Source organism: Rhodopseudomonas pseudopalustris (genome assembly GCF_900110435.1).
GTDB classification, from domain to species: domain Bacteria; phylum Pseudomonadota; class Alphaproteobacteria; order Rhizobiales; family Xanthobacteraceae; genus Rhodopseudomonas; species Rhodopseudomonas pseudopalustris.
Genome location: NZ_FODT01000007.1, coordinates 295,398 through 315,838, shown reverse-complemented (window position 1 = coordinate 315,838; position 20,441 = coordinate 295,398). Strand labels below are relative to the sequence as shown.

The following is a 20,441-nucleotide window of genomic DNA, read 5'->3' as shown; positions in this document are numbered from 1 at the left end:
CGCGGTCAGGCTCAGCGTGGCGTCAGCTGTTGCATGACGCCGCCGAAATAATTGAGGAATGTGCCCATCATCGTCGTGAGCACGGCGGCGAGGATGATGAAGCCGATCGCGATGGAAAGCGGCACGCCGACGAAATACACCTGCATCTGCGGCATCAGCCGCGCCAGGATGCCGAGGCCGATGTTGAACACCAGGCCGAACACCAGGAACGGCGCGGCGAGCTGCATCCCGATCTTGAACGATGCGGCGAACGCCTTCGTCGCGAGCGCCGCGACGTCGCCGCTGCTCAGCAATTCGCCCGGCGCGAAGATCTTGTAGCTGTCGCTCAGCGCCTGGATCACCAGATGATGCGAGTCGGTGGCGAACAGCATCGTCACACCGAGGATAGTGAGGAAGTTGCCGATCAGCAGGCCCTGCTGGCCCTGGGTCGGATCGACCGCAGTGACGAAGCCGAGCCCGAGTTGCTGCGCGATCACCGAGCCTGCGACCTGCAGCGCCGACAGCGTCACCCGCGCGGTGGCGCCGAGCACGATGCCGATGATGATCTCCTGAATCATCATTACCAGCAGCGGCGTCAGCGACGACATATCGACCTGATAGGCGCTGCGGTGCAGCGGCAGGATGATCAGCGTCAGCCCCAGCGCGATCGACAGCTTGATGCGCACCGGGATGTTGCTCTCGCCGAGCGTCGGAAACAGCATCACCATCGCGCCGATGCGGGCGAACACCAGCATGAAGGCGGCGCCGAGCGCGGGCAGGAACGAAATGTCGATGCGCATGGCGAGGATCTGTGTCGGGGCACCAAGCGGTCGCGTCGGCGTCGCGGCGATCCGCGGCACCGGCCGCGAACGCTGCGCACCGGCCGGTGGCGCGGGCCCCGATCATGCGTCAACCGCCGATGATTCGCGATGAAATCCGCAACATCTCGGCGTGCAGCACGTCGGCCATGAACGGCAGCGTCAGCACGAAGGTGAGGAACATCGCCAAAATCTTCGGCACGAACACCAGGGTCTGTTCCTGGATCTGGGTCAGCGCCTGCACCAGCGACACCGCCACGCCGACGACGAGGCCGACCACCATCAGCGGCGTAGAGACGATCACGATCGTCCAAACCGCATCGCGCGCCACGTCGAGAGTTTCGGGACCAGTCATGTCGAGTTCCTTTGCGTAACGCTGCGGGCGATTTGCCCCGATCGAGAGGTGAGCGGCGCTGTGCGCGTCGCGAACCGTGAGAACGATGATCCCCGCCCTGCGAAAAGCGACCTGCGGCCGCTCAGGACGAGGGCCTTGAATCAGATCGGCATTCTCAGGATGTCTTCGTAGGACTGGATCACCCGGTCACGCACCGACACCAGCGTCGACACCGCGACGTCGGTTTCGGCGACCGCGGTCACCACATCCATGATGTTCGACTTGCCATTGGCCATCGCCACGGTCTGGGCGTCGGATTTGCGTCCGGCGTCGAGCACGCTGCCCATCGCCTCCTTGACCATCGCGCCGAACGACGGGCCGTTGTCGGTCTGTTTGCCGGCGCCGGCCGGATTGGCGAGCCGGGCCAGGCTCGCATAGGCATTGGCTGCGGAAATCGGGGATGCCATTGGTGGTCTCCTGGATCAGGTCCGGTCAGGCCTTGAGGATGTCGAGGGTGCGCTGAATCATCCGGCGCGTCGCGCTGATGACGTTGAGGTTGGCTTCGTAGGACCGCTGCGCGTTGCGCATGTCGGTCATCTCGATCACCGAATTGACGTTCGGATATTTGACGTTGCCCGCGGCGTCGGCGGACGGATTGGTCGGCTCGTACTTGACGCGGAAGGCCGACGTGTCCGGCTTGACCCGGCCGAGAGCCACGGTGCGCGCGTCGAGCGAGCGGTCGAGCGCCGAGGTGAATGTCGGCACCTTGCGGCGATACGGATCGCCGCCCGCGGTCTGCGCGGTGGATTCGGCATTGGCGATATTCTCCGAGATCACCCGCATCCGCCCGGCCTGCGCGCGGAGCCCGGAGGTGGCAATGCCCATCGACCTTGCGAAGTCGCCTGCTTCATTTGCCATTTTTCAATCTCCCTGTTGGCGCCGGTCAGCGCTTGCCGATCGCGGTCTTGATCAGGCCGAGGCTGCGGCTGTAGAGCGAGGTCGCGGCGGCGTAGTCCATCTGGTTGGCCGACACCTTCATCATCTGGTCTTCGAGGGTGACGGCATTGCCGGCCGGACGTGTCTGGAACCCGATCCGGCGATCCTCCGAAAACGAAACGGTCCCTCCGGGCGGCTTCAGGTGCGAGGTGCTCGTCATCATCATCGGCAGCGCCCCGCCCGAAGTGCTGGCGGTGACGCGCCCGGTCGAATCGAATTTCGGCTCGACCAGATCGCGCGGCTGGAAGTTCGGAGTGTCGGAATTCGAAACGTTCTCGGACAGCACTTTCTGGCGCTCCTGATGCCATTGCATCTTGGTGCGCAGCGCCGCCAGCATCGAAAGATCATTGACCGCCATCGCCGCCTCCGCCCCGGTCACGGCGCCTGTGTGACACCGCCGGAGTAGGCAGAATTTGCCGGGGTCATGGTTAACGGCCGGTTAAGATTGGTTACGAAAGGCTTGCCTGTTCGTTAACAAGAGCTGTTTCGCAGCCCCCGGCTTGGCGTTTGCGGCCGGTCGAAGGCGATTTGGTCCCCATGAATCGTGGCGGATGAGAAAAATCGGATGGCAGTTCTTGCCGCTGCTTATTAAGAAGGATGAAAGGAGCGCGCGCCGCGTCGTCGAGCCTGCACCCGTGTCGGGGGCCGCCTTAGACGAAGCTGAAGGCGACGCGCTTCTCTCCGGGGATCGAGTATGCCGCAGCCATTGATGTTCTTTTTTGCGTTTCTGGCCGTTCTGGCGATGATCGGAGCGGCCGCCTGGCTGGTGCGGCGCTTCGCCGGCAACCGCCTCGGCGCTCACACCAAGAGCGGCCGGATGCCCCGATTGGCGGTGATCGACGCCGCCGCTGTCGATGGCCGGCGGCGGCTGGTGCTGGTGCGGCGCGACAATGTCGAGCATCTTCTGATGATCGGCGGCCCCAGCGACATCGTTGTGGAATCCAACATCATTCGCGCCAATCCGGCGCGCGAGCAGGCGGCGCAGCGCCCGGGCCTGGGCGTCGAGCCGCGGCTGGCCCCGGCGGATTGGGAAGCCGAGGGCGCAACCGAATCGCCCGAACCGCAGACGCCGGAACTGCCGCCGCGGCCGTCACGCCCCTCCTTCGCCGACGAAGCGCGTCGTCCGGCGCCGCCGCCGATGCCGCAGCGGCGCACCACCGAATTTCCCGGCAACGATCCCTTCGCCGGCCTGATCCCGGAGCCGATGACCCGCCCGGAACCGATGCCGCGTTCGGAATTGCCGATCGCCCGACCCGACCCGCGCTCCGAACCCCGGCCTGAATTGCGCCCCGAGCCGCGCGCCGAATCCCGCCCCGAGCCGCGGATGGACCCGGCGCCGCGACCGCGCGCGGAACCTGCGATGCCGCGTCCGCCGCGTCCCGAACCGCCGAAGGCGCAGCCGCCGATTCGGACCGAACGCCCGGCCCCGCCTGTGCCGCCCGCGGCCCCGGCCCCGGCCGCGCCCGTTCTGCCGACGCCCGCCGCGGTCTCGGCCGCGGACCAGAACCTCGCCGAGATGGCCAACCGGCTCGAGGCGGCGCTCCGCCGTCCGCCGGACGCCAAGCCCGAGACCGCCGCGCCGCCGGCCGCCCCCGAGCCGACGGCCCGCCCGGCGCCCCGCGCGCCCGAACCGCGCCCCGAGCCACCGGCTGCGACGCCGGCGTCGACGAAATCAGGCTTCGAGAGCCTCGAAGACGAAATGGCGTCTCTGCTGGGTCGTCCGAAGACGCCTTCGTGAGCCGCCCGGCCACACCGCGTAGAGTATTCATCTTCCTCACCGTCCTGATCGCCGCCGCAGCCGCGCTGGCGACGCCGGCGCTTGCGCAGGACGTCAGCATCAATCTCGGCGGCGCCGGTGGCACCGGAGTGACCGAGCGTGCGATCCAGCTGATCGCGCTGCTGACCGTGCTGTCGATCGCGCCGTCGATCCTGGTGATGATGACGTCGTTCACCCGGATCGTGGTGGTGTTGTCGCTGCTGCGCACCGCGCTCGGCACGGCGACTGCGCCGCCGAACTCTGTGATCATCGCGCTGGCGCTGTTTCTCACCGGCTTCGTGATGGGACCGACGCTGCAAAAATCCTACGACGACGGCATCAAGCCGCTGATCGCCAACGAGATGGCCGTCGAGGATGCGCTGGTGCGCGCCTCCGGACCGCTGCGCATCTTCATGCAGAAGAACGTCCGGGAGAAGGACCTCAAGCTGTTCCTCGATCTGTCCGGCGAGCAGCCGCCGGCCACGCCGGAAGAGCTGTCGCTGCGCATTCTGATGCCGGCCTTCATGATCTCGGAGCTGAAGCGCGCCTTCGAGATCGGCTTCCTGCTGTTCCTGCCGTTCCTGATCATCGACCTCGTCGTCGCATCGGTGCTGATGTCGATGGGCATGATGATGCTGCCGCCGGTCGTGGTGTCGCTGCCGTTCAAGCTGATCTTCTTCGTGCTGGTCGACGGCTGGTCGCTGGTCGCGGGCTCGCTGGTGCAGAGCTATTCGGGCAGCGGGTAGTCCGCGCGGCGCTCGAGGCGCTGCATAGCCCCTGTCGTCGTGGCTCGACGCCTACCGCGTCATCTTGATGACGCGGACCTTCGGGACCTCCGGCAGCGAGCCGGTCGAGTTCATATCGGCGCCGGGCGGCGCGGCGCGGGCGGTCGCGTCGGGGAAGCGCAGCTTCATCTCGCGCAGGAAGCCTTCGAGCGTGTCGACGCTCGCCGCCATCTTGGCGATCGCGGCAAACGCCGCGCTGTCGCCGGCGGCCGGCCTGCTGGCGATGTCGAAGGCGGCGCGGTCGGCCGGGTCGGTCATCAGCGGCGCGAATTTCTCCCGGAAGCGGCCGAGACCGAGCGCATCCTCGGCCAGCGCGTAGCCGACCACGGCGCGGATCACATCGCCCTTTTCGGCCTGCGACAGTGGCGTAAAATCACGCCAGCGATCGCCGAGATACAATTCGATCTGCTCGGAGGATTCCCGCCAGCGCCGCGACGCCCAGTAGATATCGGAGCGCAGACGGATCGCCTCGCGACCGCCGATGTTACTGATGATGTCGAGCGCGAGATCGTGACGGCCGATGTCACTCTGCGCCCGCGCTTCGAGCAGCAACCGCTGCTGACGTATTTCGCCGGCGAGGTCGGCGATCCGCGACGAATGCAACGCGGCGATCGCGCGGTCGGGCTTGTGGTTCATCAGATAGACCATCGCCAGCCGCGCTGCGACCTGGGCGCGCGCCGCGCCTTCGAGCCGCTTGTCGACCTGGTACTGCAACAGCTCGCTCGCCTGATCGAGCAGATCGACAGCGACCAGCCGATCGGCGAGCCGGCGGATGATCTCATCGCCGCGACGGCCGATCGGCGTCAGTTCGCGGAATTCGTAGAACGTCGCCAGCGCCTCGATCGGCGGGATGTCGTCGCCCTTGCTGCCGATGAAGATCTGCGAGAACAGCGCCCGGCTGTCGTCCTGCGCCTGACGCGCGTATTCGGAGTTCGGCGCGAGCTGCGTCGCGATCCGCGCCGCAGCCAGCGAGTCGCGGTAGCGGCCGGCGTTGGCGTAGAGCTTCGACAGCAATTGCTGGGTGCGGACCTCGAGGTCGTCGCCGCGCCACGTCACCGACAACCGTTCGAGCTCCGGCAGCGCTTCGGCCGGCGTCAGCTCGTCGCGCTTGGAGCGCAGCACGATATCGCGAAACTTGGCCTCGCTGGCGGCCTGGCGGTCGGACGAGCCCATCGCCTCCTTGTATTTTCGCAGCGCCTCCTGATCGCGGCCGAGCGACTCGTCGAGCCAACCGCGCATCAAAGCGAGCTGCGGCTTCATCTGCGCCGGAATTCCGACCAGATCGAAGTCGCTGCTGATCTTGGCGGCGCCGGAGTAATCGCGCACTTCGAGCGAGGCGCGCATCGCCGCGGCGAGCACCTCGCGCTGAATGTCGAGCGGCAGCGCGGTGACCGCGAACTGCACCGTCTTCAGCTTCTCACGCGCTTCCGGCCATTTGCCCTGCCGCGCCAGCGCGACGCCCTTCCACAGTTGCGCGTCATAGGTCGAGGAGATCGCCGGATTTGCGACGTCCTTCAGCGTCTGCTCCGGCCGCGACATCAGCGCGCTGGCCGCGGCGTGGCCGATCATCGTCGCGGTGTCCTCCTGCCCGGTCTTGACGCCGAGCAGCGCGAGGTCGAGCACGCCTTTGGCTTCCTGATACAGGCCGCGCGCCATGTAGAACCGCGCCAGATCGAGCCGCGCCGGCAGCCTGTCGTCGCCGGTCGCGGCCGACGCCGCGTTGACCTTCGCGTCGAGGACCTCGAGGAAACGGCCTTCCTGATCCTTCGACCATTGCGCGATGTCGAAGAACGGCTTCTCGGTCGGCGAGCCGGCCTGCCCAGCCGGCTCGGCCGACGACAGCGTCAACCCGCCCGGTCGCGTCAGCACCACCGCATCGGCCGCGGCGTCGACGGTGACGTCGTCGGACTTCAGTTCGATCACCACGCCGTGGATCGACTCCAGGAGATTGAACTCGACGAAGGTCTGCCGCTTGATGAAGCCGCGCGGCGGCGGCAGCGCGGTCACGACGGTGAGCGCGTCGCCGGCTTCCGGATCGGTGAGACGATGGATCTGGCCGAGCCCGTTGAGCGCGACAGTGACGGTGGAGCGGGCGGGATCGGCGATGTTGCGCACGGCGGTCAGCGGTCGCGACGCGCCGCGACCGGAATCGGCCAGCGTGATCGACCAGCTCTTGCCGGAGCCGTCTTCGTCGCTCAGCGCGGCCAGTTGCGGGCGATCGAGCCGGATGCGAACTGCCTGGCCCTGCGGCAGCGCGACCCGGGCGACGTCGCCGACGATGCCGCCGCCTTCGCGGCGGATCGCGGCGAGATCGAACGGAGCGGTGTTGTCCAACACCAGCCAGATCATTTCGCCGCGCCGGAACAGCGCCGCCGGGGTCGGCGTCGCGAAGGTGAATGTGAGTTGGAGGCCGTCGGTCGAACGGCGCGCCTCAGCGGCACGGGCGGCGCTCGACGCCGCGGCGGGCATTGCGACAACGGCGTCGGCCGGAGCGGGTGGCGGCGCTTGCGGGTTCTCCGCGACGACCGGACCAGCGCTTGGCTGGGGCGAGGCGGCGGGTGCAGCCGAAGCCTCGGCGCCAGCCGTGGCCGGCGCGGCGGACGTGGGCACGGCCGCGACAGGCGCCGCAACAGGCGGCGCAGCGGCTTTGGACGGCGTTGCTGCCTCGGCCTGGCGCGGCGGAGGGCCAGCGGGCGCCGGCGCTGCCGCGGCGGCCTTCGGCGGTGCGGCCGCGGATTGCGGCGCCGCCTGCGCCTGGGGCTTGGCGGCAGGTTTGGTTTCCGGCGTCGCGTGGTCGGCGTCGCCGGCACCGTGGGTGTCGGCCTTGCCGTTCTCTGCGCCGCGCGCCGGAGCAGCGGGCTTGCGTTCGAGCTTGGCGATCTCCGGCAACGTCAGCGCCGACGAGTTCCGCTTCAGCGGCTCACCGTCCTGCGGCTGGAAACCGACGTCGACGACGAAGTTCTTCTCCTCGCGGAACGAGCGCACGTCGGCTCCACCGATCAGCGGAAAATCGACGCTGGACCCATTGCCGTCGATCCTCTGGCTGATCGCTCCAACGTTCGGAGCGCCGGCGAGCTGGGCATCGGCGAGATCGAAGCTCAGCCCGGTGTTGAACGACACCGTCAGTTTCTTGTCGGTCAGCGTCGAGGAGACTTGGACGTCGTTCGGGATCTCGAACAAATAGCGCACGAAGGTCGGCTGCATCGAGGCTCGGACACGGATCGGCGGCCGCTTCTTGACGTCCGCCCTCGCCTGTTGCGCCCGCAGCGCACGCTCCGCCAGGCGCGCGCGTTCGGCCAGCGCCTTGACGACGTCCTGCGGCAGGCCGGGCGGCGCGCCCGACCAATTGTCGGGAAGAAAATCGACGTACAGCCGCTCGCCCGCCGCCATCGGATTGACGTTGAGCTTGCGGACCAGCGCAAGCCGCACCGCAGACCCGTCGGGGTCGAGACGCGCCGAGCCGATGTAGTTCGGGGCGGAGTCGGCGAGCTTGTCGATCGGGATGTCCACCGGACGTTTGAAGCGGATCACCAGGATCAGTCCGGCCATGGTGACGTCGGACTCGACGTCCTCGGCAAGCTTGAGCAACAGCCGGCCATAGCCGCCGGTCGCATCGAAGCTGGCTTCGCCGCGCACCGCTTGCGCGGCCGCCGGCCGCGCTGCGAGCGCGATGGTGAGAACGAGCCCTAACGCCAGACAGAATCGTGCGAGGCGCCAGCAGAGCGCCTGCGACCAAACTGCAGCGGCAGCCATCCGCGCCATCCGTGTCTTCCGGTCAACGACCCTGTTCTGCCGAGCGGGCCGCGTCCCGCCTTCTCGCATTGTTCCACGCGCGGGTTCAGCGCGGGCACTCACGCGCCACTCCACCATGAAAGCCGTTAACGTTAGCTTAACCATCCACCATTTGCGCGGTCACCCCGGCCAGCGGATCTAGCAACCGGGTCGTGAATCATAAGTTGCAATCTATGATTTAACAGGATCGGATCAACACGTTTTCTGGTATATGATCAAAGACGAATATGCATTCGTCCGCTCACCTCACGACGACGATGCGACAGTGAGACTCCCGATCCAGCCAGTTTCATTCAGGATTCCCGACAATGTTGCTGAAGGGCTTGTACAAAGTCGAGTTCGAAACGCCGCGCCGCAAGGCGGTGGGCGTCGTGTTTGCGGATAGCGGCAGGCTCCGCGGGGGTAGTTCCGCCTTTGCCTATATCGGTTACTACGAGCAGGACGGCGGCTCCATCCGCGGCAAGATCACCAGTCGACGTCACACCAGCGATCCGAGCCAGCCATCCGTATTCGGCCTCGACGAAGTCCGGGTCGATTTCCACGGCTCCTCGATCGGCGACTACGCGCAGGTCGAGGGCGTCGCAGCGGAATCTCCGTCACTCGGATTCAAGGCGGTGCTGACGCGGATCTGCGATTAGAATCCAGCGTTTTCGAGCGAAGTCGCGTACAAGACGCATCATCGAAGCGGTCCGGTTCGGATTGGATCAGGACCGACCGCTGTTCGGCCGTTACTGCCGCGGCGGAAGCGGCCGGCCCTCGATCTTCGGTAGCGCAGCGGCCGACGCCGTGGCGGCCGACCTGCCGCTGGCCCGGCGCGCCATCTCGACCGTCAGCTTCTCGGCGGCTTCGGGCGTCATCAGACCGAGAATGTCGGACATCTTGCGCGGCGCGATCTGCGAAGCGATTTCGATCAGAACCGGCATCTCGAGCCGATCGAAGATCTTCGCCGCGTCCTTCGGCTTCATCGATTCGTACATCGTGATGATGCCCTTGAAGCGCGCGGCGTCGGCTTCGGTCTTCTGCTCGGTCGCCTTTCCGATTTCGCCCTCGCTGGCCTTTATCTGCTCGACTCGCGACTCGATCCGCTTCTCCGCCGCCTTCAGCAGACTCTCGCGGATTTCGACCTCTCGCGCGCGCGCATCCAGTTCCTGCCGCCGAGCCTGCAGCCGCTCCAGAATGGCGCGCTCGGCGGGAGATATCGCCTGCGGCGGCTCGGTCTCGGCCGGCTTGGCCTCCTCCGGCGGCGCGACCACCGGCTTCGGCTCTTCCTTCTTCGGCGCCGCCGGCACCGAGCCGGTGATGTCGGAATCTCCGGTCTTGGCGTTGCCGCCGGGAAAATTCAGGTTGGCCTGCGCCCAAGACGGCTTGGTGGCCTTGGGATCGTAATCGAACATATAGCCGCCATCGAGCATCAACCCGGCGACCTTGAGCACGACAAGGCCGAGGATCGCGACCAGCACGACCGGAAGGATGCGGATGTCGCGAAATGCGTTCATGCAGCCAGGCCGCTATGCCGTCGCCGCTCGGCGAACGCCTCCGCCGCCGCGGCGTTGGCGCGCGCCGCCGACAACACCGGCTCGTCGGTCTGCTCCGAGGACGGCCGCGCCGCCGCGACGATCTTCGACAGCCGGCGCAGCACGTTGTCGCCTTCGGCGAGCTGCTTCCTCAGATGATCGGACAGCGCCGTCGCCGAGGCGATGTCGCGGCCGAGATTGTCGTTGACTTCGCGCACCGTCAGCTTGAGCCCGCCGATCGCGCGCTCGGCGATCTCGGTCACGGTGATCAGTTCGCCGATCGTCGCCTTGAGCGATTGCTCGTCGGCCTTGAGCCGCAGCAGCCGCTTGTTGAGGAGCCAGCAATAGCCGATGGTCAGCATCAACAGGACGGCGACCAGACTTTCGATAACGAGTGCGAAGGTGTGGCTCATTGTGCCTCCATCATTTTGCTCTGCTCATCGGTCCGCTCGAACATCGCGTAGGTCGTGACCGGCCTGCGTAACGGCTTGGTGACCCGAATGGCGACGCGGTCGCCGACCCGGCCCATTCGGCCTTCCGTCAATGTGACGCTGCCGCAGCGGACGGCCACCAGCGCATCGGCCCGCAGGTCCAGCGGTAGCGTGTCGCCGACCTGCAGCGCCATCAATTGCTTCAGAGGAACCTCGGCCTCGTACAGCACCGCGTCGACCGAAATCTCGGCCTGCACGACCTCGGTGGCGAGGTGGCCCTCCCAGACCTGATCACGGCCGAACTTCTCGCCCATGAACATCTGCATCAGCACGCCGCGGATCGGTTCGATCGTGGCGTAGGGCAGCAGCAATTCGATGTTGCCGCCGCGGTCTTCCATGTCGATGTGCAGGCGCACCAGGATCGCGGCGTTGGCGGGACGGCTGATCGCGGCAAAGCGCGGATTGGTTTCGAGCCGGTCGATCGAGAACGCCACCGGCGACAGCGGCCGGAACGCCTGCTCGGCGTCGGCGAGCACGACCTGCAGCAGCCGCTTCACCAGATTGGTCTCGATCGTGGTGTAGGGCCGGCCTTCGATCCGAAGCGCGGCCTGGCCGCGGCGGCCGCCGAGCAGCACGTCGATCATCGAATAGATCAGGCTGGAATCGACGGTGGCGAGCCCGAAATTCTGCCACTCCTCGGCCTTGAACACGCACAGCACCGCGGGCAGCGGAATCGAATTCATGTAGTCGCCGAACCGCACCGAGGTGATGCGGTCGAGCGAAACCTCGACGTTGTCGGAGGTGAAATTGCGCAACGACGTCGTCATCAATCGCACCAGGCGGTCGAAAACGATTTCGAGCATCGGCAGACGCTCGTAGGAGACCATCGCCGAGTCGATGATCGCGCGAATGCCGGAGTTCTCGTCGAGATGCACCTCGCCGACGCTGAAGCCGAGGAGATTGTCGATCTCCTCCTGCGACAGCACGCGCTCGCCGCTGTTCTTGCCGGCGCCGAGATCGCGGCCGCCGTCCTCGACCATGGCGGCCCATTGCTCCGCCATCGTCCCGGTGAGTTCGTTCTCCTCAGCCGCCTTCGCTGCGGCCTCGGGGTCCTCCGAGGCCATCGACGCTTCCCATTGGGCAGCTATGGCGTCTTGATCGAGTTGTTCCTGGCCAGCCATGTCAGTTCACTGCACCAGTACTTCCTTGAACAGCAAGGCGCTGACCTGCGCCGGTGCGATCGCCACGTTGACCCGGCGGGTGAGCTCTTCCTTCATCCGGAACATCCCGACCGAACCGTTGAGGTCGCCCGAGCGCAGTTCGCGCAGATAGGTCTGGAACAGATCGGTGATGCGCGGCATCGTCGGCTTGATCTGCTCGACCAGCTTCTCATCCTTCACTTCGAGCACGATCTTGGCCTTGAGATACTGCACCCGTTCGCCCGGCGAACCGGCCAGGTTGACCATGATCTCCGGCACTTCGATGAAAGACGGCGGCTTCACCTTCTCGGCGGCCTCGGCATGGTGCTTGTCGTCTTTATGTCCCGCGAACAGGAAGAACCACGCGCCGCCGCCGCCGCCGATCAGCAGCAGCGCTGCAGCGGCGATGATGATGAGCTTTTTCTTGCTCTTCGGCGCCGCGCCTTCTGCGGCTTCGGCGCCTTCTTCTGGTTTCTCTGAGTCCGCCATCGGCGCAAATCCGCGTTGCGAGAAGAGCCGCCGTGCCGCGAAGGCGAACCATTACGCGAAACGAAAGCCGCCAGCGCCCGAGGCTCTGATCTGGCGACGCTAGGGCAGCAATGGTTAACGGAACCTTTCCAGACCGCGCCAACTAGGAAGATTTTGCCGGGCAACATGGTCAACAAGTCCTTATTGCCGACCTCCCCGCCCCCTTCAAAAACAATCAACAGATTGAAATATATCGTCTTTCGCAATTGGCACGAGGTTCGCAAGACAGATTGGCGAACCACTGCTTGGGAGAGCGTGGTTCACGGCGATCCGCGAGAGGTCTGGGAGGACCGGGCGCGGGTCCTTAAAGGGAGAACCACCGATGCAGAATACGCTTCTGGTCGGCTTGTCGCGGCAGGTCGTGCTCGAACGGCAGATGGATGTCGTCGCGAACAATCTGGCGAACATCAACACCAACGGCTTCAAGGCCGAGCGCTCCGTGTTCCAGGAATTCCTGAACACCGGGGCACATGAAGACAATTTCCAGGCGCAGGACCGCCGGGTCAGCTTCGTGCAGGACCGCGCCGCGTATCACGACTTCGCCTCCGGCCCGATGGAGGAGACCAAGAACCCGCTCGACGTCGCGATCGACGGCTCGGCCTTCCTCGTGGTGCAGACGCCGCAGGGCGAGCGCTACACCCGCGACGGCAAGCTGTCGATCAATCCGCAGGGTCAGCTCGTCAACGCGTCCGGCTATCCGGTGCTCGGCAATTCCGGCCCGATCGTGTTTCAACCGACCGACAAGTCGATCAACATCTCGTCGGACGGCAATGTCAGCGTGCTGGAAGGCGTCGCCACGATCGACTCGCTGCGCGGCAAGCTGCGGATGGTGTCGTTCGCCCGGCCGCAAAGCTTGGAGAAGCAGGGCGGCAACCTGTTCGCCGCGACCTCCGATCGCGGGGCGCCAGATCCCAAAGCGATCGTTCGCCAGGGCTACGTCGAGAAGTCGAACGTCAATTCGGTGCTCGAAATGACGCGGATGATCGAAGTCACCCGCTCCTACCAGTCCGTCTCCGCGCTGCTGCAGCAGGAGAGTGATCTGCAGAAGGCCGCAATCGAGCGGCTTGCCGACGTTCCGGCGTAAGGAGACCGACGATGCGCGCACTCTACACCGCGGCGACCGGCATGGCCGCCCAGGAGCTCAACGTCCAGGTGATCTCCAACAATATCGCCAACATGCGGACCACGGGCTACAAGAAGCAGACCGCGGCGTTTCAGGACCTGATCTACGATCACGTCCGGCGGGTCGGCGCGCAGGCCTCCGACCAGGGCACGATCCTCCCGGTCGGCGTCGACATCGGCGGCGGCGTCAAGACCGTCGGCACCCCGCGGATGATGGGCCAGGGCACGATCTCGCCCACCGGCAACGATCTCGACATCGCGATCCGGGGCGAGGGCTTCTTCAAGATCCAGATGCCCGACGGCACCTTCACCTATTCGCGCGACGGCTCGTTCACCACCGACAACACCGGCCGCATCGTCACCTCGAACGGCAACCCGGTGCAGCCGACCATCACGATCCCGTCGGGCGCCTCGGGTATCACCATCAACGCCCAGGGTCAGGTGACGGTGAACGTCCCCGGCTCCACCACGCCGGTGCTGCTCGGCCAGATCGGCCTTACCCGCTTCATCAACAAGACCGGCCTGCTGCCGATCGGAGACAATCTGTTCACCGAGACGCCGGCCTCCGGTCCGCCGCAGGACGGCACCGCCAATACCGACGGCTTCGGCGACATGCAGCAGAAGGCGCTCGAACAGGCCAACGTCGAAGTCGTCAACGAAATCTCCGACCTGATCGCCGCGCAGCGCGCCTACGAGATGAACGCCAAGGTCGTCAGCGCCGCCGACCAGATGCTGCAATCCACTTCCAACATGTTCCGCTGACGGGATCCGACAGATGATCCGCTCACTCCTGATCACCACGCTGCTCGCAGCGCCGCTCACCGCAGCCGCGGCGGAGTCGACGCCGCCAGCCGCCGCGCCCGGCCTCGACCCACGGATCGAGGAGGTGCTGCGCACGCCGGTGCTGCGCTCCCATGTCGAGGTGACCGACGAGCTGGTGCGGATCGGCGACGTCATCGACAACGCCGGCGGCGCGGCGCGGATCGCGATCTATCGTGCGCCCGACCTCGGCACCACCGGCGCACTGCCGACCGCATCGGTGATCGCCGCGCTGCGTGCCCATCAGGTGATTGGCGTCGACACCCGCGACATCCGCGAAGTCACCGTGACCCGCCTCGCCCGCAGCCTGCCGGCGAAGCACATCCAGATGCAGGTGATCGAAACGCTGCAGCGCCGCCACGGTTTCGGCGAAGCCGAGGACGTCACGTTGAGCTGGGACCGCGAGATCGAAAGCCAGACCCTGCCTTCGAGCTACAGTGGCGCGCTGCAGCTCGTCGCCGAGCGGTTCGATCGACGCAGCGGCCGGTTCGACATCAGCTTCGAGATCACGGGCGCCGCCGGCAACGTACCGGTGCGGCTGCGCGTCACCGGCACGGCGGTCGAGACCTTGGCTACGGTGGTGCTGACCCGGCCGGTTGAACGCAACGAGGTGATCAAGATCTCCGACGTCGCGATCGAGCGGCGGCCCAAGGCCGAGGTCGCCTCCGATGCAATCGCACGCGACGCCGTGATCGGCATGCAGGCGCGGCGCGCGCTGCGCAGCGGCCAGATCGTGCGTAGCACCGATCTCGCCAAGCCCGATCTGGTGACCCGCGATCAGGGCGTGACGCTGATCTATCAGGCCGCCGGCATCTACCTGACGTCGCGCGGCAAGGCGCTGGAGACCGGCACCGAGGGCGACGTGGTGAACGTACTCAACCTGCAATCCAAGCGCACCGTGTCCGCGACCGTGGTCGGCCGCGGCCAGGTCATGGTGACGGTCGCCGTGCCGCGCATTCTCGCCAGCGCGCAGCCCGCCACGGCGCCGAGCGCTCCCGCCGACACCGCCATCGCCCCAGCCGTCCCGGTCGCCCCCGCCGCCGCCCGAACCGAGTAAGTTTCATGTTCAAGTCAATACCAACCAACCGCATCGTCCTGATCACCGCGCTGCTCGCGACGGGCGGTCTCGCCGGCGGTTGTTCGTCGATCGACCGGCTCGCCTCGATCGGTGAAAGGCCGGCGCTGAGCGCGATCGAGAATCCGACGACGCAGCCGGGCTACAAGCCGGTGCAGATGCCGATGCCGAAGCCGGAGGTCGCGTCCTACAACGCCAACTCGCTGTGGCGGAACGGTTCGCGGGCGTTCTTCCGCGATCAGCGCGCCGCCAAGGTCGGCGACATCATGACGGTGACGGTGAATTTCACCGACAAGGCCAACATCGCCAACCAGACTCAGCGCAGCCGCTCCAGTTCGGAAGATTCCGGCATCACCGATTTCGCCGGCAGCAAACTTCTGACCGGCAACGCCGCGCAGGTGCTGCCAGGCCGGCTGCTCTCCACCGACTCGACGTCGACGGCCGACGGCAAGGGATCGGTGCAGCGCCAGGAAGCGTTGCAGACCAGCGTCGCCGCGGTCGTGACGCAGGTGCTGCCGAACGGCAATCTGGTGGTCGAAGGCAAGCAGGAGATCCGCGTCAATTTCGAAGTTCGCGAACTGATCGTCGCCGGCATCGTGCGCCCGGAGGACATCCAGAGCGACAACACCATCGATAGCAGCAAGATCGCGCAGGCCCGCATCGCCTATGGCGGCCGCGGCCAGATCACCGACGTGCAGCAACCGCGCTACGGCCAGCAGGTGATGGACGTGCTGCTGCCGTTCTGACCCGCCTCCGAATTCTCGAGCTCCCACACCGGATCGCGAACCTAGGCGCGGTCAGGTGTACCAGCGCGGCCTCCTCCGGCTCTCCCCCGGATGGAGGCCGCGGCCCTTTCCGAGTGCCTTTCAGGTGACCCGATCATGACTCGGTCCTCGCGCCAGCCCACCGCGGCAAAGTGATCCGGCGCATGGAACATTCCGCGCGCTCGCCGTTGCATCGTGCCCCAGGCACATTAAGTTCCGCCGTGCATTCACCGACGCCGCGTCGACAGCTTCGATAAATGGAGAGCCGCATGACCAGAACCAGCGCCGTCCTGTTTGCGGCCGCCACCGTTGTCAGTTTGGCGGCAGCGCCCGCCCAAGCCCGCGACTTCCCCTATTGCCTGCAGGGCGGCGAATGGGGCTATCCCGGCAATTGCCAGTTCGATTCCTATCAGCAGTGCGTGACAACCGCGTCCGGGACCAGGGCCTATTGCGACATCAACCCGGTGTTCGCGTTCCGTGCCCAACAGGAGCCGCAATCGCAGCCACGGTCGCATCATCACCAGCGTCGGTATTGATCCCGTCGCTGGCGCGCCGGCGGCAGGACGTCACGCTTCGCAACGGCAGACAAAAAAGAAGCGGGCGCAAGGCCCGCTTCTGATCTTGGACGACCGAGGCAGCGAAGCGAAGCTTCGTACTACTCGTCGCGATAAACCTTCTCACGCTTCTCGTGGCGCTCTTGAGCTTCGACCGACAGCGTCGCAATCGGGCGGGCTTCGAGGCGCTTCAGCGAAATCGGCTCTCCGGTCTCTTCGCAGTAGCCGTAGGTGTTGTCGTCGATACGCTGCAATGCCGAGTCGATCTTGGAGATCAGCTTGCGCTGCCGATCGCGCGCACGAAGTTCGATAGCGCGGTCGGTTTCCGACGAAGCGCGATCGGCCAGGTCGGGATGATTGACGTTCTCTTCCTGAAGGGTCTGGAGCGTGAGCTTTGCTTCGCGCAAAATCTCATCCTTCCAGGCCAGCAACTTACCGCGAAAATACTCGCGCTGCCGTTCATTCATGAACGGCTCTTTCTCGGAGGGTCGATAGCTTTTCAACTTATCCAAGGGCAATCCATGATCTTGTTGGGCGGCAATATAACCCGCCTGCGCGGGAGCTTATATAGCGCGCGTCGGTGACAGACAATATCGTCCGCCGCCCGCTTCACGGCTCGCACCTTGTTTCAGATCAGGAACTGCAGGATCCGGGGTGGTGGCTTGATCAGTATTGCCCGGCCTTTGCGAGTTCGACCTCGACCCGCAACTCGATCTCGGACAGCACCGCGTCGAGACCGGGGTCGCCGGACGAGGCCTTCAGTTCCGCCGCCGCGGCGCGCAACCGCGCCACCGTGGCGGTATCGAAATTGCCGGCCAGCAGGCCGATCTTGAGGTCGTCGAGCACGTCCAGCGCGGTCCGGCCGCGCGCCACTGAACGCTTGCGCCGCTCGGTGGCGTCCTCGACACCCTGCATCGCCAACAGGGCCTCGAGCCCGGTGGGCGCCAGCGGCGCGCTGACCGCGCGGGGACCCGGTTCCGGCGGGGCGGCGCTGGTCGGCAGCGAAAAGCCGCTCGAACTCGTGCGCCGGGCGTTGCCGGTGGAAGTCGGAGTTGTGGTGCCGTTCGGGCCGTAAATTCGCATGGTCTCTCTCGCCGGACAGTTCCAGGCTAGGCGCCGCGCCTGAACAGCTTACACCCAAGCCGGCAAGAGCGTTGAGGCTCTCGGAGGCCACCGTCGCGGTTTATGGTTAATAGCCGGTAAACGATCGGCAAAACTTGCCGCCGGCGGCAGTTTTGGCGCTGCCACAACTTCCTCCAATCCCCCTGCCCGGCGCCTTCCCCTCGGAATATCAACAAGTTGCCACCGTCCATCAGACTGGCACAGGTCTGGCATGGCGAGTTGCGTGACTGTCTTGCGGCCCCGCCGCAGCAGCGCCCGAGGAAACCCGAGAATGCCGAGCTTTTCGCCCACGCTCCTGAAGCTTGCCGCAGCCGCCTTGTCTGCGCTGCTGCTGTCGGGCGTGGCCGCCAGCGCCACCTCGCGGATCAAGGACCTCGCCAATATCGAGGGCGTCCGGCAGAACCAGCTGATCGGCTACGGCCTTGTGGTCGGCCTCAACGGCACCGGCGACACCCTCAACAACATCCCTTTCACCAAGCAGTCGCTGCAGGCGATGCTGGAACGGATGGGCGTCAATATCCGCGGCGCCACGATCCGGACCGGCAACGTCGCCGCGGTGATGGTAACCGGAAACCTACCGGCTTTCGCCACCCAGGGCACCCGGATGGACGTCACCGTCTCCGCGCTCGGCGACGCCAAGAATCTGCAAGGCGGCACCCTGCTGGTCACCCCGCTGCTCGGCGCCGACGGCAACGTCTACGCGGTGGCGCAGGGTTCGCTGGCGATCGGCGGTTTCCAGGCCGAGGGCGAGGCCGCCAAGATCACCCGCGGCGTGCCGACCGTCGGCCGGATCGCCAACGGCGCCATCATTGAGCGCGAAATCGAATTCGCACTGAACCGGCTACCGAACGTCCGGCTCGCGCTGCGCAACGCCGACTTCACCACGGCCAAGCGGATCGCCGCCGCGGTCAACGATTTCCTCGGCACCAAGAGCGCCGAGCCGATCGATCCCTCGACCGTCCAGCTCTCGATCCCGGCGGAGTTCAAAGGCAACGCGGTCGCCTTCCTGACCGAAATCGAGCAATTGCAGGTCGAGCCGGACCAGGCCGCCAAGATCATCATCGACGAGCGCAGCGGCATCATCGTGATGGGCCGCGACGTCCGGGTCGCTACCGTCGCGGTGGCGCAGGGCAATCTCACCGTGTCGATTTCCGAAAGCCCGCAGGTCAGCCAGCCCAATCCACTATCGCGCGGCCGCACCACGGTCACGCCGAATTCCCGGATCGGCGTCACCGAGGACGGCAAGAAACTGGCGCTGGTGAAAGACGGCGTGTCGCTGCAGCAGCTCGTCGACGGCCTCAACGGCCTCGGCATCGGCCCCCGCGACCTGATCGGCATTCTGCAGGCGATCAAGGCCGCCGGCGCCATCGAAGCCGATATCGAGGTGATGTGATGTCAATTGTTCCCGTGACCTATTCCCACGTCGCGCCGAGCTACAACGGCCGCCCGGACATCGCGCTGACCGAGGCGCTGGCCCAGGTTTCGCCGAAGGCCCAGGCCAAGGCGCACAAATCCGCACAGGACTTCGAGGCGATGTTCTTGAACTCGATGTTCTCGCAGATGACCTCCGGGCTGAAGGGCGATGGTCCGTTCGGCGACACCGTGGGAACCGGCGTATGGCGGTCGATGCTGACGGATCAATATGCGCAGACGGTCGCGAAGGCCGGCGGCGTCGGCATCGCCAGCGACGTATTCCGCACCCCGATTCTCCAGCAGGCGAACCGCGCAGCCTGAGCGCAAAGGACGACGCCATGACGCAGATGCAACCCCAACAGGCCGCCGCTCCCCAGCCGGTGACGTCGCCGGCCGACGCACGCAAGCTCGCCAACAGTCTGATCGAGGTGATGGACGCGCTGCTGGCGGTGATCGAGCGCGAGACCGAGCTGGTTCGCGCCGGCAAGATCCCCGAAGCGATGAAGCTCGAGCGCGACAAGAACGATTGGACCCGGCGCTACATCGTCGCGATCACGCTGGTGAAAGCCAGCCAGCCCTATATGGCGCAGGCGACGCCCGACCTGCTCGGCGGTCTGCATCGTCATCACGAAGTGTTCCGCGCGATGCTGCAGGTCAATCTCACCGTGCTCGCCACCGCGCACGCGGTGTCCGAGGGCATCGTACGCGGCGTCAACGCCGAGGTGCAGCGCCGCAACATTCCGCAGACCTACACCGCTTATGGAAAGCGCGCTGCGCCCGGCCCGAAAAACCTCACGCCGATCGCGGTCAGTCGCTCGCTGTAGCGTCGCCCGCCTGACACGAACGCCCCGTTTCCACGCGCCGCCGGCCCTCGAGCCGGCGGTGCTTTGGCGTCCGCGAACGCTTCGAGCACATCCGGCAATTTGAATTAAATGGCGACGGAGATTGCAGTGGGAGCTTTAGGGGTTCCGTGCACCATGTCTGGCGGGGGGATGGGTTGACTGAATGGAGCCAGGAGGCTGCCATGAGTTTCGACTTCACCGTTAAGCCCGTCGGGCAGCTGGTGATCCCGCCGGTCGTCAGGCCGGAGCCTGAGGTGGTCCAGAAGGCTGTCGCGACGCAATTACCCGCGCCGCAAAGCGTCACTGCGACGGCCAACGCCAGCGGCAGCAACGCCGTGGCCAGCAACGCCGCCAAGGTCGGCGCCGACACCATCTCGCGCCAAGTGATTTTCGACCAGGCGTCGGCCGCAATGGTCTACGTCTCGGTTGATCAGAGCACGGCTGAGGTGATCAACCAGTATCCTGACTCGTGGCAGCTCAAGGCTCGCGCCTACTTCCGCGAACAGGATCAATCGAAGCTTCAGCCGCGCTCCGGTCCGATACCGACCGACCGAACGGCCTGAGCGAGCTGACATTGATCTTATCGACCCGGCTTGCT

24 protein-coding genes are annotated in these 20,441 nt (G+C 66.0%); 12 read left to right on the top strand and 12 right to left on the bottom strand.

All coding sequences use genetic code 11. The annotated features are described in order from the left end of the window. Positions 1 to 11 precede the first annotated feature (11 nt). From fliR to flgB, 5 genes are all read right to left on the bottom strand, one after another. Positions 12 to 779: a flagellar biosynthetic protein FliR gene (gene fliR, locus BMY71_RS15810; protein ID WP_092684961.1), complete on the bottom strand. Its 768-nt coding sequence runs from the start codon at positions 777 to 779 to the stop codon at positions 12 to 14. A gap of 109 nt (positions 780 to 888) precedes the next feature. Then, positions 889 to 1,152 (bottom strand): flagellar biosynthetic protein FliQ, encoded by a 264-nt coding sequence (locus tag BMY71_RS15805; RefSeq protein ID WP_011502116.1) that lies wholly within the window; start codon positions 1,150 to 1,152, stop codon positions 889 to 891. Positions 1,153 to 1,292: 140 nt separating this feature from the next. Then, positions 1,293 to 1,598 carry a flagellar hook-basal body complex protein FliE gene (gene fliE / locus BMY71_RS15800; protein WP_011502115.1) on the bottom strand — a complete coding sequence of 102 codons (306 nt, stop codon included), beginning with the start codon at positions 1,596 to 1,598 and terminating at the stop codon, positions 1,293 to 1,295. A gap of 25 nt (positions 1,599 to 1,623) precedes the next feature. Then, entirely contained in the window at positions 1,624 to 2,049 is a 426-nt protein-coding gene (gene flgC / locus BMY71_RS15795; protein WP_011502114.1) for a flagellar basal body rod protein FlgC, read from the bottom strand. A 25-nt stretch (positions 2,050 to 2,074) separates the two neighbouring features. Continuing rightward, complete coding sequence (gene flgB / locus BMY71_RS15790; protein ID WP_011502113.1) at positions 2,075 to 2,485, bottom strand: flagellar basal body rod protein FlgB; 411 nt, start codon at positions 2,483 to 2,485, stop codon at positions 2,075 to 2,077. Positions 2,486 to 2,821: 336 nt separating this feature from the next. Here flgB and BMY71_RS15785 point away from each other — a divergent pair, with 336 nt between their 5' ends. Both BMY71_RS15785 and fliP read left to right on the top strand, forming a co-directional pair. Beyond that, positions 2,822 to 3,865, top strand: coding sequence for a flagellar biosynthetic protein FliO (locus BMY71_RS15785; RefSeq protein WP_092684959.1), 1,044 nt, complete (start codon positions 2,822 to 2,824; stop codon positions 3,863 to 3,865). Beyond that, a complete protein-coding gene (gene fliP, locus BMY71_RS15780; protein ID WP_011502111.1) occupies positions 3,862 to 4,629 on the top strand; it encodes a flagellar type III secretion system pore protein FliP in 768 nt (255 codons plus the stop codon). Before BMY71_RS15785 ends, fliP begins: the two co-directional genes overlap by 4 nt. 51 nt (positions 4,630 to 4,680) lie before the next feature. Here fliP and BMY71_RS15775 read toward each other — a convergent pair whose 3' ends face one another. After that, positions 4,681 to 8,430 carry a tetratricopeptide repeat protein gene (locus tag BMY71_RS15775; protein ID WP_092684957.1) on the bottom strand — a complete coding sequence of 1,250 codons (3,750 nt, stop codon included), beginning with the start codon at positions 8,428 to 8,430 and terminating at the stop codon, positions 4,681 to 4,683. Positions 8,431 to 8,768: 338 nt separating this feature from the next. Between BMY71_RS15775 and BMY71_RS15770 the strand changes: the two genes are divergently transcribed. Continuing rightward, positions 8,769 to 9,098 carry a GrlR family regulatory protein gene (locus tag BMY71_RS15770; protein WP_011502109.1) on the top strand — a complete coding sequence of 110 codons (330 nt, stop codon included), beginning with the start codon at positions 8,769 to 8,771 and terminating at the stop codon, positions 9,096 to 9,098. 90 nt (positions 9,099 to 9,188) lie between these two features. Here the strand turns inward: BMY71_RS15770 and BMY71_RS15765 are convergent, their stop codons facing one another. From BMY71_RS15765 to fliL, 4 genes are read right to left on the bottom strand one after another with little or no spacing between them, the layout of a single operon-like run. Next, on the bottom strand, positions 9,189 to 9,956 hold the full coding sequence (locus tag BMY71_RS15765; protein ID WP_092684955.1) for a MotE family protein: 768 nt from the start codon (positions 9,954 to 9,956) through the stop codon (positions 9,189 to 9,191). After that, entirely contained in the window at positions 9,953 to 10,387 is a 435-nt protein-coding gene (locus tag BMY71_RS15760; RefSeq protein ID WP_011502107.1) for a DUF6468 domain-containing protein, read from the bottom strand. The genes BMY71_RS15765 and BMY71_RS15760 overlap by 4 nt, the downstream gene beginning before the upstream one ends. Beyond that, positions 10,384 to 11,586 carry a flagellar motor switch protein FliM gene (fliM, locus tag BMY71_RS15755; RefSeq protein ID WP_011502106.1) on the bottom strand — a complete coding sequence of 401 codons (1,203 nt, stop codon included), beginning with the start codon at positions 11,584 to 11,586 and terminating at the stop codon, positions 10,384 to 10,386. The genes BMY71_RS15760 and fliM overlap by 4 nt, the downstream gene beginning before the upstream one ends. 6 nt (positions 11,587 to 11,592) lie before the next feature. Continuing rightward, positions 11,593 to 12,093: a flagellar basal body-associated protein FliL gene (fliL, locus tag BMY71_RS15750; protein ID WP_092684953.1), complete on the bottom strand. Its 501-nt coding sequence runs from the start codon at positions 12,091 to 12,093 to the stop codon at positions 11,593 to 11,595. Between the two features lie 361 nt (positions 12,094 to 12,454). Between fliL and flgF the strand changes: the two genes are divergently transcribed. The 5 genes from flgF (at position 12,455) to BMY71_RS15725 (ending at position 16,448) form a co-directional block, all read left to right on the top strand. Then, entirely contained in the window at positions 12,455 to 13,216 is a 762-nt protein-coding gene (gene flgF / locus BMY71_RS15745; protein ID WP_011502104.1) for a flagellar basal-body rod protein FlgF, read from the top strand. A gap of 11 nt (positions 13,217 to 13,227) precedes the next feature. Continuing rightward, positions 13,228 to 14,016, top strand: coding sequence for a flagellar basal-body rod protein FlgG (gene flgG / locus BMY71_RS15740; protein ID WP_011502103.1), 789 nt, complete (start codon positions 13,228 to 13,230; stop codon positions 14,014 to 14,016). 13 nt (positions 14,017 to 14,029) lie between these two features. Then, complete coding sequence (gene flgA, locus BMY71_RS15735; protein ID WP_092684951.1) at positions 14,030 to 15,130, top strand: flagellar basal body P-ring formation chaperone FlgA; 1,101 nt, start codon at positions 14,030 to 14,032, stop codon at positions 15,128 to 15,130. Positions 15,131 to 15,135: 5 nt separating this feature from the next. Continuing rightward, the gene (flgH, locus tag BMY71_RS15730) at positions 15,136 to 15,894 is read left to right on the top strand and encodes a flagellar basal body L-ring protein FlgH (protein WP_092684949.1); all 759 of its coding nucleotides are present in this window, start codon (positions 15,136 to 15,138) and stop codon (positions 15,892 to 15,894) included. A gap of 287 nt (positions 15,895 to 16,181) precedes the next feature. Then, positions 16,182 to 16,448 carry a DUF3551 domain-containing protein gene (locus tag BMY71_RS15725; RefSeq protein WP_011502100.1) on the top strand — a complete coding sequence of 89 codons (267 nt, stop codon included), beginning with the start codon at positions 16,182 to 16,184 and terminating at the stop codon, positions 16,446 to 16,448. Between the two features lie 119 nt (positions 16,449 to 16,567). On the opposite strand, the gene dksA is transcribed toward BMY71_RS15725, so the two are convergent. Both dksA and BMY71_RS15715 read right to left on the bottom strand, forming a co-directional pair. Then, complete coding sequence (dksA, locus tag BMY71_RS15720; RefSeq protein WP_175557691.1) at positions 16,568 to 16,933, bottom strand: RNA polymerase-binding protein DksA; 366 nt, start codon at positions 16,931 to 16,933, stop codon at positions 16,568 to 16,570. Positions 16,934 to 17,132: 199 nt separating this feature from the next. Then, positions 17,133 to 17,549 (bottom strand): flagellar assembly protein FliX, encoded by a 417-nt coding sequence (locus BMY71_RS15715; protein ID WP_092684947.1) that lies wholly within the window; start codon positions 17,547 to 17,549, stop codon positions 17,133 to 17,135. A 310-nt stretch (positions 17,550 to 17,859) separates the two neighbouring features. Between BMY71_RS15715 and BMY71_RS15710 the strand changes: the two genes are divergently transcribed. The 4 genes from BMY71_RS15710 (at position 17,860) to BMY71_RS15695 (ending at position 20,406) form a co-directional block, all read left to right on the top strand. Then, the gene (locus BMY71_RS15710; protein WP_011502097.1) at positions 17,860 to 18,981 is read left to right on the top strand and encodes a flagellar basal body P-ring protein FlgI; all 1,122 of its coding nucleotides are present in this window, start codon (positions 17,860 to 17,862) and stop codon (positions 18,979 to 18,981) included. Beyond that, positions 18,981 to 19,322: a flagellar assembly peptidoglycan hydrolase FlgJ gene (flgJ, locus tag BMY71_RS15705; RefSeq protein WP_092684945.1), complete on the top strand. Its 342-nt coding sequence runs from the start codon at positions 18,981 to 18,983 to the stop codon at positions 19,320 to 19,322. The genes BMY71_RS15710 and flgJ overlap by 1 nt, the downstream gene beginning before the upstream one ends. A 17-nt stretch (positions 19,323 to 19,339) precedes the next feature. After that, positions 19,340 to 19,825 carry a hypothetical protein gene (locus BMY71_RS15700; protein ID WP_011502095.1) on the top strand — a complete coding sequence of 162 codons (486 nt, stop codon included), beginning with the start codon at positions 19,340 to 19,342 and terminating at the stop codon, positions 19,823 to 19,825. A 200-nt stretch (positions 19,826 to 20,025) separates the two neighbouring features. Next, positions 20,026 to 20,406, top strand: coding sequence for a hypothetical protein (locus tag BMY71_RS15695; protein ID WP_092684943.1), 381 nt, complete (start codon positions 20,026 to 20,028; stop codon positions 20,404 to 20,406). Positions 20,407 to 20,441: the final 35 nt, after the last annotated feature.